The 13,776-nt window shown below is 69.4% G+C and carries 9 protein-coding genes and 3 pseudogenes; 8 read left to right on the top strand and 4 right to left on the bottom strand.

Annotated elements, in window-relative coordinates; translation table 11 throughout:
- The 8 genes and pseudogenes from ACFWOG_RS33195 to ACFWOG_RS33160 all read left to right on the top strand — a co-directional run.
- A partial coding sequence (locus tag ACFWOG_RS33195; RefSeq protein ID WP_380362870.1) for an SDR family oxidoreductase occupies positions 1-197 on the top strand: 197 nt, incomplete at its 5' end.
- A gap of 2 nt (positions 198-199) precedes the next feature.
- Entirely contained in the window at positions 200-1,225 is a 1,026-nt protein-coding gene (locus ACFWOG_RS33190) for an aldo/keto reductase (RefSeq protein ID WP_380362868.1), read from the top strand.
- Positions 1,222-2,124, top strand: coding sequence for an amidohydrolase family protein (locus ACFWOG_RS33185; protein WP_380362866.1), 903 nt, complete (start codon positions 1,222-1,224; stop codon positions 2,122-2,124). Before ACFWOG_RS33190 ends, ACFWOG_RS33185 begins: the two co-directional genes overlap by 4 nt.
- A gap of 103 nt (positions 2,125-2,227) precedes the next feature.
- Entirely contained in the window at positions 2,228-3,079 is an 852-nt protein-coding gene (locus tag ACFWOG_RS33180) for a fumarylacetoacetate hydrolase family protein (RefSeq protein ID WP_380362864.1), read from the top strand.
- 140 nt (positions 3,080-3,219) lie between these two features.
- Positions 3,220-3,926, top strand: a pseudogene (locus ACFWOG_RS33175) (GntR family transcriptional regulator).
- Between the two features lie 258 nt (positions 3,927-4,184).
- Positions 4,185-4,943, top strand: coding sequence for a (Fe-S)-binding protein (locus ACFWOG_RS33170; RefSeq protein WP_380362862.1), 759 nt, complete (start codon positions 4,185-4,187; stop codon positions 4,941-4,943).
- Positions 4,943-6,364 (top strand): LutB/LldF family L-lactate oxidation iron-sulfur protein, encoded by a 1,422-nt coding sequence (locus tag ACFWOG_RS33165; RefSeq protein WP_380362860.1) that lies wholly within the window; start codon positions 4,943-4,945, stop codon positions 6,362-6,364. The genes ACFWOG_RS33170 and ACFWOG_RS33165 overlap by 1 nt, the downstream gene beginning before the upstream one ends.
- On the top strand, positions 6,361-7,038 hold the full coding sequence (locus ACFWOG_RS33160) for a lactate utilization protein C (protein WP_380362858.1): 678 nt from the start codon (positions 6,361-6,363) through the stop codon (positions 7,036-7,038). The genes ACFWOG_RS33165 and ACFWOG_RS33160 overlap by 4 nt, the downstream gene beginning before the upstream one ends.
- Positions 7,039-8,056: 1,018 nt before the next feature.
- Here ACFWOG_RS33160 and ACFWOG_RS33155 read toward each other — a convergent pair.
- The 4 genes and pseudogenes from ACFWOG_RS33155 to ACFWOG_RS33140 all read right to left on the bottom strand — a co-directional run.
- Positions 8,057-8,853: pseudogene (locus tag ACFWOG_RS33155) on the bottom strand (transposase).
- A 194-nt stretch (positions 8,854-9,047) separates the two neighbouring features.
- Positions 9,048-9,314 (bottom strand): annotated as a pseudogene (locus ACFWOG_RS33150) (helix-turn-helix domain-containing protein); the annotation flags it as partial.
- Between the two features lie 162 nt (positions 9,315-9,476).
- A complete protein-coding gene (locus ACFWOG_RS33145) occupies positions 9,477-12,560 on the bottom strand; it encodes a DUF5703 domain-containing protein (protein ID WP_380362856.1) in 3,084 nt (1,027 codons plus the stop codon).
- Positions 12,561-13,007: 447 nt separating this feature from the next.
- Positions 13,008-13,776: transposase (locus ACFWOG_RS33140; RefSeq protein WP_380362854.1), on the bottom strand; the 769-nt coding region annotated here is incomplete at its 5' end.

Here is a 13,776-nt window from a genome sequence, read left to right as displayed (position 1 = left end):
CGGCCGACCCGCAGGCGCTGCGGGCCGCGCTGAACGCCCGCCAGCCCACCGGGCGCCTCGTCGCCGCCGGCGAGGTCGCCGCAGCCATCGCCTACCTTGCCGGCCCGGAGTCGGCGTCGGTGACCGGCACCGTGCTCGCGGTCGACGGCGGGATGGCGGGCCTGCGCCTGCCCCCCGACCGGGCAGTAGGGAGCTGAGCATGGACCTGGTCACGCTCGGACACACCGATACCACCGTCACCCGTCTCGCGTTCGGAGGCGCCGGCATCGGGAACCTGTTCACCCCTATCGGGGACGAGGAGGCGGACGCCGCCCTGGCCGCGGCGTGGGCGGCGGGCATCCGCTCCTTCGACACCGCACCGCACTACGGCCTGGGACTGTCCGAACGCCGACTGGGCCGGTTCCTGCGCAAGTATCCCAGGGACGGGTTCCATCTCTCCACCAAAGTGGGCCGGATCCTGGAGGCCGTCGAGGGCCCGATCGGCTCCGACGCGGCGAACGGCTTCGCGGTGCCGGCGACCCACGTGCGCCGCTGGGACTTCTCCGCCGACGGCGTCCGCCGCAGCCTGGAGGCCAGCATGACCCGCCTCGGCGTGGACCGCGTCGACACCGTCTACCTGCACGACCCGGACAACCATTTGCACCAGGCCATCACCGAGGCCTACCCGGCGCTGGAGCGCCTGCGCGGCGAAGGCCTGGTCGGGTCGATCGGCGTCGGAATGAACCACTGCGCACCGCTGGCACGCTTCGTCCGCGACACCGACATCGACGAAGTCCTGGTCGCGGGCCGCTACACGCTGCTCGACCAGAGCGCACTGCAAGACCTGCTCCCGGCGGCCACCGAACACGGCGTCTCGGTGGTGGCGGGCGGGGTGTTCAACTCCGGACTGCTCGCCGACCCGCGCCCGGACGCCACCTTCGACTACGCCACCGCCCCGGCCCGGCTGGTGGAACGCGCGCTGCGGATGCAGGAGGTGTGCGCGCGGTACGGTGTGCCGCTGCGCGCCGCAGCCGCCCGCTTCCCGTTCGGGCACCCGGCCGTCGCCGGCGTCCTGATCGGACTGCGCGGTCCCGGGGAGGTCACCGACGCCGTGGAGCAGAACCGCCGGCCGATCCCGGACGAACTGTGGCAGGACCTGCGGGCCGAAGGGCTGCTCCCCGGGGACGTACCGGTCCCACCCTGCCCGCCGCCCGTGAGCGGACCCGACCCAGGGAGCAACCGATGAGCGAACCGATCATCATCGACGCCCACCACCACGTGTGGAACCTGGCCGTGCGCGACCAGGAGTGGATCACCGGCCCCGACCTCGCTCCGCTGCGGCGCAGCTTCGGTCTGGAGGACCTGCGCCCGCAGGCCGAGCGGGCCGCGGTCACCGCGACCGTTGTCGTGCAGACGGTGACGGTCGCCGAGGAGACGCCGGAGCTGCTGGCGCAGGCGGCGTCCGACCCGTTGGTCGCCGGGGTCGTCGGGTGGACCGACCTGACCGCCGCCGACGTGGCGGAAAGGCTGGCCCAACTGCGCGAGATGCCGGGCGGTGAGCATCTGGTGGGCGTGCGGCACCAGGTCCAGGGCGAACCCGACCCCGACTGGCTGCTACGCCCTGAGGTCCTTCGGGGGCTGGCCGCGGTGGCCGACGCCGGCCTGGTCTACGACCTGCTCGTGCTGCCGCACCAGCTGCCCGCGGCCACCGCCGCGGCCCGCCGCCTGCCGGGCCTCGCGTTCGTTCTCGACCACGCCGGCAAACCCGCCGTCGCGGTGGCGGAACTCCGGCCGTGGGCGAGCCACGTACGCACCCTGGCCGCCGAACCGAACGTCTCCTGCAAACTGTCGGGCCTGCTCACCGAGGCCGACTGGGAGCGCTGGTCCATCGAGGACCTGCGCCCCTTCGCCGACACGGTCCTCGACGCCTTCGGCCCCGGCCGGGTGATGTTCGGCTCGGACTGGCCGGTGTGCACGCTGGCCGCCGACTACGCCACGGTCGTATCCACTACGCGCCGCCTGATCGCCCGGCTCGACACCCACGAACAAGCCCTGGTCCTCGCAGGCACGGCCGGCGACGTCTACCGGCTGAGGCCGCCGCCGCGGTCCACGCCCCGGATACCGGCGCAGGCGCGCCGCCCATGACGGCCCCCCGGAGGCCCGACGATCGGGCCCCCTCGTCGCTCACAGACATCGCGTTCACCCACCCGGTCCCTGCGGACCGCCGACCATCCCCAGGGGGACACCCATGAAGCTCATGCGCCTCGGCCCTGCCGGCAGCGAACGTCCGGCGGTTCTCGCGGGCGACGGCCGGCTGTACGACCTCACCCCGCTGACCGGCGACATCGACGGCGCGTTCCTGGCCTCGGACGGGATCGCCCGCTCCGCCCGGGCTCTGGCCACCGGTGAGCTGGCGCCCTTCGACGGCGAGGGACTGCGCGTCGGTGCGCCGATCGCCCGTCCGGGAAAGGTGGTCTGCATCGGGCTGAACTACCGCGACCACGCCGAGGAGACGGGGGCCGCACCGCCCGAGCGCCCCGTCGTCTTCATGAAGGCGGCCGACACCGTCGTCGGACCGTACGACACCGTCCTCGTCCCGCGCGGATCGCAGAAGACCGACTGGGAGGTGGAGCTGGCCGTCGTCATCGGCACGCGGGCCCGCTACCTGGACAGCCCCGCCGCCGCCCGCGACCACATCGCGGGCTACGCGATCAGCAACGACGTCTCCGAGCGGGCGTACCAGCTCGAACTGTCCCCGCAGTGGGACCTCGGCAAGTCCTGCGAGACGTTCAACCCGCTGGGGCCGTGGCTGGTGACCGGCGACGAGATCACCGACCCCCAGAACCTGGGCCTGCGACTGAGCGTCAACGGCGTGCAACGACAGAACGGCACCACCAACAACATGATCTTCGGCGTGGACCACATTGTTTGGTACCTCAGCCAGTACATGGTCCTGGAACCCGGCGACGTGGTGAACACCGGCACCCCCGCAGGCGTCGCGCTGGGACTCCCCGGAACGCCCTACCTCCGCGCGGGAGACACCGTCGCACTCGAGATCGACGGACTCGGGGCACAGCGGCAGACCTTCGGACAGGCGTGATCATCATGCCAAGTGATCAACCCGGTTCGCCCCGGCCCGACAGCCCCCAGGCGCCCCGCACGCCGATATCGGTCCCGACCACAGCCGTGGCCTCGCTAAACTGCGGGGACACCGACAAGCCCCGGATCGCAGGAGACCGCATGCCCCCGCACCCCGGTTCCGCGGCCGGGGCACCCGAATCGGATGACAAGCCGCCGGCGCGGCTGGCCCTCTCCGGCAGCGTCTACGAGAAGATCAAGGCGATGGCCATGGGCCATGAGATCGCTCCTGGCGCGCGCGTCAACATCGAGGCCCTCGCCCGCGGTCTCGGGGTGTCGCCGGCCCCGGTGCGTGAGGCCCTGGCCCGGCTGGAGGCGGACGGCCTGGTGGTCAAGCGGTCGCTGTCGGGGTACCGCGCGACCGAGCTGCTCACCCGCCAGGGGCTCGAGGAGCTCTTCGAGATGCGCCTGCTGCTGGAACCCAGGGCGGCAGCGCTGGCGGCGGACCCCGCCACCGAGGAACAACTCGACCACCTCGAAGCGGTCGTGGAGGAGATGAGGGGGCATCCGGGCCGGCCGGGCGGTACGCGGACTACCACGGCTTCGCCGCCCTGGACCAGCGCTTCCACGAGGCGATCGCCCTGGCCTCGCACCGACCGCTCCTCGCCGACGCGGTCGAGCGACTCCATGCGCACCTGCACGTCTTCCGCCTCACCACCGTCAGGTTCTCGGAGGACCCGACGCTGGAGGAGCACGAACGTGTCATACGCGCCATCCTGCGGGGAAAGCCCGAGCGCGCGGCGCAAGCCATGGCGGACCACCTGACGCACAGTCTCCAGCGCCAGCTCAGAGACGACACACGGCCCTGACCCCGGTCGGGGCGCACCGCCAACGGCGATCGGGAGTACGCCCCCGGCCCCATCGCCGACCAGCACGGGAACCCGCTTCGCGGAACCGGGAACCGCCTCGCGGGCCCGGCAGCGGTACCGCGAACACCGGCGGGCCACCACCGAACCAGTCCCCCCGCACCCAGCGGGCCCGCGTTGCCTGAGCGCGCTGTAAGGCACTGCAAGCCGGGCCGGGGGAGGGGCGGGCGCACCGTCCACGAGCCGAAGGGAGAGAACCACATGCGTGCCGCACTGTTCGTCACGTGCATCAACGACGCCCTGTACCCGTCCGCGGCCGTCGCGACCGTCAAGCTGCTGGAGCGCCTCGGGGTCCGGGTGGCGTTCCCGGCCGGGCAGACGTGCTGCGGTCAGCCGCAGTTCAACACCGGGTACCGTACCGCCACCGAGCCCCTGGTCAGGCGCATGATCGACGCCTTCGACGACGCCGAGTACGTGGTCACCCCCTCCGGGTCCTGTGCCGCGATGGTCCGCGACAACTACCCCCGTATCGCCGCCAGGGCCTTTACCGGAGGGCGTGGCAGCGATCTGGAGAAGGACGCCAGGTCACTGGCTGCGCGCACCTGGGAGCTGACCGAGTTCCTCACCGACGTGCTCGGCGTCGTCGACGTCGGCGCCCACTTCCCCCACACCGTGACCTACCACCCCTCCTGCCACGGGCTGCGCATGCTGGGTCTGGGGGAGCGGCCGCGCCGACTCCTCGAACGGGTGGACGGGCTGCGGCTCACCGACCTGCCCGGCGCCGAGGAGTGCTGCGGCTTCGGCGGCACCTTCGCCGTGAAGAACTCCGACGTCTCGGCCGCGATGGGACACGACAAAATCACCAACGCGCTGTCCACCGGCGCCGACGTCCTGTGCGGCGGGGACAACTCATGTCTGATGCATCTGGAGGGCATGCTGCGCCGCCAGGGAGCGCCCCTGCGCCCGTTGCACCTCGCGGAGATCCTCGCCAGCACCGTCGACGACCCCTGGAGCCCCTGATGAGCGGCGTCACCCACCTGGGCATGCCCTCCTTCCCCGAAGCCGCGAAGCACTCCTCCCGCGACGAGGGCCTGCGGCGCAACCTGCGCCACGCCACGCACACCATCCGTGACAAGCGGGCCGCCGCCGTGGCCGAACTGGACGACTGGCCACAGCTGCGGGAGGCCGCAAAACGCATCAAGGACCACACCCTGCGCCACCTGGACACCTACCTGCTGCAGCTGGAGGAGGAGCTGACCGCGGCCGGCGGCACCGTGCACTGGGCCGCCGACGCCGAGGAGGCGAACCGCATTGTCACGGCCCTCGTCAAGGCGACCGGAGAGAGTGAGGTGATCAAGGTCAAGTCGATGGCCACCCAGGAGATCGGCCTCAACGAAGCCCTCGCGGCCCACGGGATCCACGCCTACGAGACCGACCTCGCCGAACTCATCATCCAGCTCGCCGACGACCGTCCGTCCCACATCCTGGTGCCGGCGATCCACCGCAACCGAGGCGAGATCCGCGACATCTTCACCGAGAACATGGCGGCATGGGGCCGCCCCGCACCCGACGGGCTGTCCGACAGCCCGGCCGAGCTCGCGGAGGCCGCCCGGCTCCACCTGCGGGAGAAGTTCCTGCGGGCCAAGGTCGCCGTCTCCGGCGCCAATTTCATGATCGCCGAAACCGGCACTCTGGTCGTCGTCGAATCCGAGGGCAACGGCCGGATGTGCCTGACCCTCCCCGAGACACTGATCTCCGTCGTCGGCATCGAGAAGGTCCTCCCGCGCTGGCAGGACCTGGAGGTGTTCCTCCAACTGCTGCCGCGCTCCTCCACCGCCGAACGCATGAACCCCTACACCTCGATGTGGACCGGCACCACCGACGGCGACGGCCCCCGCGACTTCCACCTGGTGCTGCTGGACAACGGCCGCACCGACACCCTCGCGGACGAGACCGGCCGCCAGGCCCTGCGCTGCATCCGCTGCTCCGCCTGCCTGAATGTGTGCCCCGTCTACGAGCGGGCCGGCGGACACGCCTACGGCTCCGTCTACCCCGGGCCGATCGGCGCCATCCTCAGCCCCCAACTGCGCGGCGTCACCAGCGACATCGACGCCTCCCTCCCCTTCGCCTCCACCCTCTGCGGCGCCTGCTACGAAGTGTGCCCGGTCGCCATCGACATCCCCGAGGTCCTGGTCCATCTGCGGGAGCAGGTCGTCGAACAGACCGGCGGGCACACGGCCGAACGGGCAGCAATCAAGACCGCCACCTGGCTGCTCGACCACCCAGCGACGCTGACCGCCGCCCTGCGCCTCGCCTCCGGGACCCGCAAGGCGCACCCCCGGCGCCCGGGCGGACCCGCCAAGGCGTGGACGCACGCCCGCGACCTCCCGCGGGTCCCCGCCCAACCGTTCCGCACCTGGTGGAAGAGGAACCGCGCATGAACACCCGCGACACGATCCTGGCCCGCATCCGCGCCGCCGTCGCCGACGCACCCGAATCGGCGCCGGTAACCCGCGCCTACGCCTTCAGCCACATCGGCGACGACCCGCAGGCGATCGTCGGCCTCCTCGCGGAGAACCTCACCGAGTACCGGGCGATCGTCCACCGCTGCCCCACCGCGGACCTTCCCCACCTCCTCGCCGACCTGGTCGAACAACGCGGAGCGCGCACCGTCGCGGCCGCCGCCGGGCTTCCCGGAGCGTGGCTCTCCCTCATTCCCGCCACGCTCCTGGCCGACAGCGATACCCATGAGGGCCGGCCGGCGCTCCTGGAGCAGGTCGACAGCGTGATCACCGGATGCGAACTCGCCATCGCCGAAACCGGCACCATCGTCCTGGACGGCGGCCCCGGACAGGGCCGCAGGGCGCTAACCCTCATCCCCGACCACCACATCTGCGTCATCGACGCGGGCCAGATCGTCGCCTCCCTCCCCCAAGCCCTGCCCCTCCTGACGCCCACCCGGCCACTCACCTGGATCTCCGGCCCCTCCGCCACCAGCGACATCGAACTCGACCGCGTCGAAGGCGTCCACGGACCACGCACACTGGAAGTCGTCATCACCGGCCGAACCGGGGGACCGAGTCACGTCGCGAACGCCGCCGGCGAAGGTGACTGACCGACCGCAGCGAGCGGCGCCGGTCTTCGGGATGTATCTCGGGGACCGGCTCCCGTGTCCGTGGGCGCGGCGCTCTACTCCGTTCTGGTGACCCTCGGCCGAACCGCCGTCCATCGACGTGATCGCCAACTCCCGCACCGAGTTCGCCGGGGTCCTGGTGAAGCTGTTCGACCTGCTCCCCACCGAGTTCCGCGGCAGGGCCCGGCGCGACCGTGGATAGTGCCGAGTACGGCGCCGCCTCGGTGGTCGTCGTGCAGGGCGACCAGCTCGACCCGCTCGTGGCGATGCTCGCCGAGTTGCTGCCCGACCAGTAGCCGGAGAACCGGCTCGGCCTCTCACGGGGTTCCGCCGACTCGAAAGAGTCACCGCGCCGCTCTCGCCACCGCCCATGCTGACGGCCTGGAACGGTTCCCCGCACGGAACGCGGCAGGCCGATGGGCCCGGCGGCCGAACGGCCCGTCCCGGGGCGGGAGGGTGTACGTCCGGCAGGAGGACCGGTACCGCGACATCCCGCCGGGCGGCCCGTGCCCACTAGAGGACCCTGCCCGCACCACCGTGAACGGACGTGCAACTCCGCGCACGATCGCCCGCACCGATCGGCGACCCGCGAGACCGAGCTACGGGGGTGTACGTCCCGGGCCGGTGCGCGGGCAGCGCAGTGCTCTGGTGGGGCGCTCGAAACAACCGGTCAACCCGACACAGCGGTCAGGTTGACCCGCCGCATTGGGTGTCGGCAACGGGTGAAACGACAAGACCAGGAAGTTAAGCCGCCGCGGCGTTCGTCAATACACTGCCCGAGGCCCGGGTGATGGTCACGGTCGTGGTGGTGTGCCGTTTTCGGCGGTTGGCCGTGAGGCTCTTGTAGGCGTAGGGCGACAGTGGCCGTTTCACTGCGCGGTCGCTGGTTCGTTGTCGGCGTCTACTCGCATGCAGGTTCCTCGCTTTGAGGAGCGTGGTAACCAGCCGGCTCGGTTCCGGGACGGTCTGAGCCTTCCCCCGGGACGTGGACACCGGAGTTTCATGCGGCCAGGGTGATCTTACGGGACGTCGCCGTCTGCTGTTCGAACTGGACTGGGCTGAGGTAGCCCAGCGTGGAGTGGCGACGGCGGTGGTTGTAGAACGAGACCCGACGGAATACGTCCGGCCTCGCCTGTTGCTGGCTGGCCCAGCGCTCTCCGTGTATCAACTCCCGCTTCAGCGAGGCGAAGAAGCTCTCCGCGGCGGCGTAGTCATAGCTTGAGCCGACCTTCCCCATGCTCCGCCGGATCCGGTGGCGCCGACAGAGTCCGGCGAACTCGGCCGATCCGTATTGGGCGAGTTCAACCGGTCGTTGCAACACCGGGCTGTTGTCGTGAGCGTAGCTGCCCACCGGCACGGCCTCGGCCGCCGCCCGGTCGGCACGCGTCCGAGCGCCGGCCTTCCAGGCGTAGTAACCGGATCGGGCGACGCCCAGGACCTCGCACAACCGCTGGACGCCGAACTCGGCCCGGTGGGTGGAGATGAAGTCCCTGCGGCGGTCCCTCACTTCATCTCCCGTGCGAAATACGCGGCCGCCCGGCGCAGGATCTCCTTCTCGACCTGCCAATCGCGCTCAACCCTGCGAAGCCGCGCGAGCTCGGCCCGCTCGCCATCGTTCAGCGCCGACCCTGGCACCGCAATCCCGGCGTCAGCGGCCCGCACCCAGTTCCGCAGGGTCTCGTGGTTGACCCCGATCTCCTTCGCGACCCCCGCGAACATGCGTCCGCCGCCCGAGGCTCGGTACAACGCGACAGCATCACGCCGGAACTCGTCCGAGTACTTCGACGGACGTCCCATCTGGACTTCCCTTCCTGGACCTACAAGATCCAAGTGTCAGGGGTGTCCACATCGCGGGGCAAAGCTCAGTGCGGATGGTGAAGGTCTGCCGTTCGGGCGGTGAGGGCGCCCTCGCCCTTGGTGTTGGTGGGCGGGGCGCCGGCTTGGCGGGGTGGGTGGGGGTGGGTGTCCCAACCCACCCCGGCGTTCGTTGACCCGATGCTCTGCGCTTTCAGGATCGCGATCTCTTCACGCTCGTGGAAGGACAGGTATCGGCCGGACTGTGGGGCAAGATCCATCGCTGGCATGCCGCCACCGTGCCGGAACCACCTGCAACCCGCCGCCTGGGATACTCCGACCGCAGCTGCCTCCTCAGCGAGCAACCCCTTCGCGATCGCCCGCCAGAACTGGCGTTCCACTTCCCGTCGAAGCGCCGGCGCGCCCGGGGAGTACATCGGCGACTGCCCGGTCAACGCCGCCATCCACCCTGCTGGCCTGCCCATCAACACCTCCGAGGACGAGGTGTTGCAACGACCGGTTGAATCCGCCCAATGCCGTTGAATCGGGATGGTGGAACGGCACTTGAAACGTTCCGGCGGCGGGCCGTGGGTGACGGTGCTGATCGCCACCCACGGCCCGGGCTCCTACAGGAGGTCGTATCTGGTTACCCAGGTGCCGGCCGACGGCGTCCACACTACGAGGTCGTCGGTGCCGTCACCGTTGATGTCGCTGGTGACGGCCTCTCCGTTGCCGGGCGGGCCCTGTATGGCTGTCGGTTCCCCGAAGTGCCCGGCGCCGTCGCCGACGCGGACGGACCAGTCGGCCCCGCTCCAGTAGGCGAGGTCGCCGTCGCCGTCGCCGTCGAAGTCGCCGGCGGTGATTTCTGCGCCGGTGCCAGGATGCGGTAGCGGTTCGCGGGTTTGGTTGCCGAAGGAGCCGGAGCCGTTGCTATACCTGATGTACAGGTAGCCGTTTGTCTGCCAGATACCGAGGTCGGTTCGGCCGTCGCCGTTGAAGTCTCCGGTCACCAGGCTCGCGCCTGGCTGTGCGGTCCAGGTGAACGACGATTCGCCGCCGAAGGTCGTCCCGGTGCCGTACCGGATCTTCCAGCTTCCGCTGGGGTTGTTCGACCAGGTGCCGAGATCGAGCTTGCCGTCGCCGTTGAAGTCCCCGCCGAAGCGGACGGTGCTGGTGCCGGTTGTTGCCCAGACGGTGGGGGGCAGTTGCGTGAACTGTGTGCCCGACCCGTTGCCGACCTTGGGGAGGACGGAACCATCGGTGCTCTGCCAGGCGAGCAGGTCGCCCTTGCCGTCGCCGTTGACGTCACCGCCGAGCGGAGTGGCACCTGACTGCGCAGTCCAGGAGTAGCTGGTGACCTGGGGGGGCCGTACGGTGATGGTGCCGGCGCCGGCGGAGACGGTGTAGTCGGCGATGCCCGACACCAGCGAGCCCTCGACGATACGTCCGTTGGTGGTGTGCAGCTTGAACGTCACGTCCCAGTTGCTGGGCCAGGCGTTGAACAGGATCGCGTCGTCGCCCGCGCCGGGGTGCAGCAGCATCGCTTGGAGCGCGATCTTTCCGATGGAACGTGGTTCGTTGCCGGGTTGGCCGTCGGTGCTTCCTGGGCCGAACCCGGTGTAGCGCCAGGTGCCGGCGCGGAAGGCCTGCACGGTCTGGTAGCGCGCCTCGTCGGTGAGTCCGAGGTAGGCGGCCCAGGCGGCGTCCTGTCGCCAATCCTGGGTTCCGTTCGTCGGGTACTTGCCCCGGCGGTCGTTGTAGGAGGCGACTGCAAGGTCGAGGTTCGGCTGGCCGTTGCCGAACATGCCGAGCGGGAAGATCGCGGAGAGGTTCTGGTTGTTGGTGTCGGAGCCCTTGAAGAGGCTGGCTGCGCTCTTCAGGCGGTCGTTGGGACCGTAGGAGGTGTCGTTGTCCGTGGCGGACGAGCCGATCGGAAGGTTCGGCAGGCGACCCTTCACAGCCGTCCAGTAGTCACGGTCGGCCTGGGTGGTCAGCGCGGTCGGCAGGGCGAGCAGCCCGTTGACGGTATTGGTGAGCCCGGCGGTGTCGGCCATGGGGTTGTGTACCAGTCGGTCGGCCTCCCCCGAGTTCATGGGGTACATGTCGATCTTGCCGTTGCTGAGGTTCCAGTGGGTGTCGTAGAAGCGGACGACCTCCCGGGCGACCGGCAGGAGCTTCTGTGTCGCGAACGTGCTGTCGCCGGTGTAGGTGAAGTAGTCGAGCATCATCGAGGTGAGCCCGACGTTGTTCTCGTACAGGTACCGCACCCAGGCCGAGGAGTACCAGTTCGCTGGCTTGCCGGCTCGGTTCCAACCGTAGCTGCCGCCGACCGCGTGCCCCCAGAGGCCTACAGTTTCGGGCCACATCGCGCCGCCCTGTGCGGGCGGGAGTTGTACGTTGTTGTCCTCGGTGGCTCCGTTACCCCAGAACGCCTGCACCCGGTCCTTCGCGAGGCCGAGAGAGGAGACGTACTGGTCGAAGTAGGGCTGCATCAGGTCGTAGTCGCCTGAGGGCAGCATGCTCCAGTAGGCGAAGCGCTGGTTGAAGCCGTGGTAGGTGTTCCACGGCCGGTAGTCGGGGTCGGTGGCTGTGCCGGGACTGAACAGGGAGCCGTTGAACCGGAGCGGCATCTTTGGGGTGCGCCCCGCGATGGCCTCGGTGTAGCGGGTGTGCAGCCATCCCTTGGTGACCTTCGCGGCATCGGCGTCGCCGGAGGCGAAGATGTACGAGCGGTTCCAGAAGTCGGTCCAGTACTGCTGGTGGGCGGCGCGGAGTGTGCTTGCGGGAGTCGTGGCGACGGTGTCCGCGGTCGCGGAGATGCCTGTCTCCCAGTGGTTGAGCCAGTCGGTGCCCTTGTCGATCTGCGACGACATGGTGATGTCCAGGCGCTTGGATGCCGACGAGTCGGAGACCAGGCGGGTGTTGGACGCTGTGGTGAAGCCCGTTCCCTGGATGAGTCCGCCGAACGTGCGCCCGGTGAGCGGGTCGTCGTAGCCGGCCGGGTCGAGGCCCTGCAACTGCATGATCTCGTCGAACCTGGAGTCGGGGTTGTGGTGGTTCCACAGCAGCTTGTTCGAGCGCGTGTAGACGGTGTCGGCCGTGATCTTCGGCGGGAACGGGGAGAGGTTCGGAGACGCGGAGTCGACCAGGTCCACGAACGTGGTGTTGCTGCGGCTGGGGTCGGTCACCTCGACGGGGCGGGCGTTCACGAAGTCGGCCTGCATGGAGAACGCCGACGGAGCGTTGCTCTCGATGTGGATGGTCGGGTGGTTCGCGTCGGCCCAGATGCGCGTCGTGATCGCCGGCGCGGAACCCGAGGTGACGACGACCTCCCCTTCCTTCAGCTTCAGCACCTGCAGGAAGGAGCCCGAGGAGAACGGGTCGGGGGAGAAGGTGACGTCGAGTCGCCCCAGTTTGGCGAGGCGGACGTTCTCGTCCCACGAGTCGCCCGATGACAGCAGCAGCTTGAGGGTGTTGCCCTCGACCCAGACGTTCGCTGCCTGGATGCCGTTGCCGATCGGCATCGAGCCGGTGACGCCGGTGCTCTTGGAGGTCCACGTCTCGTTGTACTGAGCGAGGCGCTGGTCGATCGGAGTGGTCGCCGCGTGCGCTGCCGGCGTGGGTGGGCTGATCACCACACCGCCGACGGCGACTGCCGCGGCCATGGCCGCGACGAGTCGCCGCAGCCGGTGGTTGCTTCCTCTTATCATTCGGTTCCTCCCGCTTCGGCCGTACGGCGGCCGGGTGCGGGGATCGCACTCAGGGGGCTGCCGAAGGCCTGGTGAGCGATGGTCGATCTTTCGGGGATCCTCCACACAGCCGAGAGACTGGTCCGCGACTGACCTTGGACCAAGCCGGCGATCACTCTTGTAGCCGCGCCGGCAATACTGTGTAGAGAAAGTTCTTCTGGAACATCGGAGAGGCAGGTCCTGGAAGGGACGCGGATGGCATGAGCACGCACAGCGTGACGAACGCGGGCTCGGCCTATGTTTGTTAAGTAGGTTTCTTGGCAATATTGCCAGGGGGCATCAATGTAGATAGCGCGCCGTTGTGAGTCAAGACACATGGAACGCCGAATCTGGTCCAAGGCGTGAAAGGCGGGTCGGAGACCCGGGTTGCTGCGCAAGCTCAACCTGGCGGTGCTAGCTAGTGCCGCATCAGGCAGCGTTCGCCCTGGTGACAACGTCTCGTAGCCGTTCGTCGGCGGCGTGCTTGTTCCGCCAGATGATGTAGCGACGGACCATGCTGCCCTGTTCCTTGTGGCTGGCATGGTCGGTGCCGTCGAGGGCGAAGTAGCGCAGGGCGGTGAACTGGGCCTCGATCCGGTTGAGCCAGGAGCTGTTGGTCGGGGTGTAAGCGATCTCCACGTTGTTCGCCGCCGCCCAGGTTCCGACCCGCTGACAGCGCTTCGTCGTCAGGTGCGGCGAATAGTTGTCACAGACGATCGCAATCCGCACGTCCTTCGGATGCAGCGAGCGCAGGTAGCGGCAGAACTCCAGGAACTTGGAGCGGTTCTTGGTCTTCTTGAGGTGGCCGTAGAGCTGGCCCTTGGCCAGGTCGTAGGCGGCGAACAGGTGCCGGACCCCGTGCGGTCGGGTGTAGGTCGCCCGTCGGCGGGGCCTTGGTTCGCGGTCGGGGTCCTTGCCCTTGCCGCCGCGTTCGGCCCACTGTCGGCCGGGGTGCGGCTGGAGGTTGAGCGGGCCGAACTCGTCCAGGCAGAAGACGACTTCGGGCTCTCCGTCCTCGGGTACGACCTCGCCGTCGGCGATCGCGTAGAGGTGTTCGACCCGGGCTTTCTTGGCCGCGTAGTCGGGGTCGCGGGAGGTCTTCCAGGTCTTCCAGGTCTTCACGCGTTGAAACGAGACGCCCTCCTCGCGGAGCAGGACCCGAAGGCCCTCGTGGCTGATGTCGTCGACCACCCCCTCG

The organism is Kitasatospora sp. NPDC058406, assembly GCF_042722765.1.
Lineage (GTDB): Bacteria > Actinomycetota > Actinomycetes > Streptomycetales > Streptomycetaceae > Kitasatospora.
Note: the sequence above shows the minus strand (reverse complement) of the source record. Positions and strands in the feature narration are given on the sequence as shown.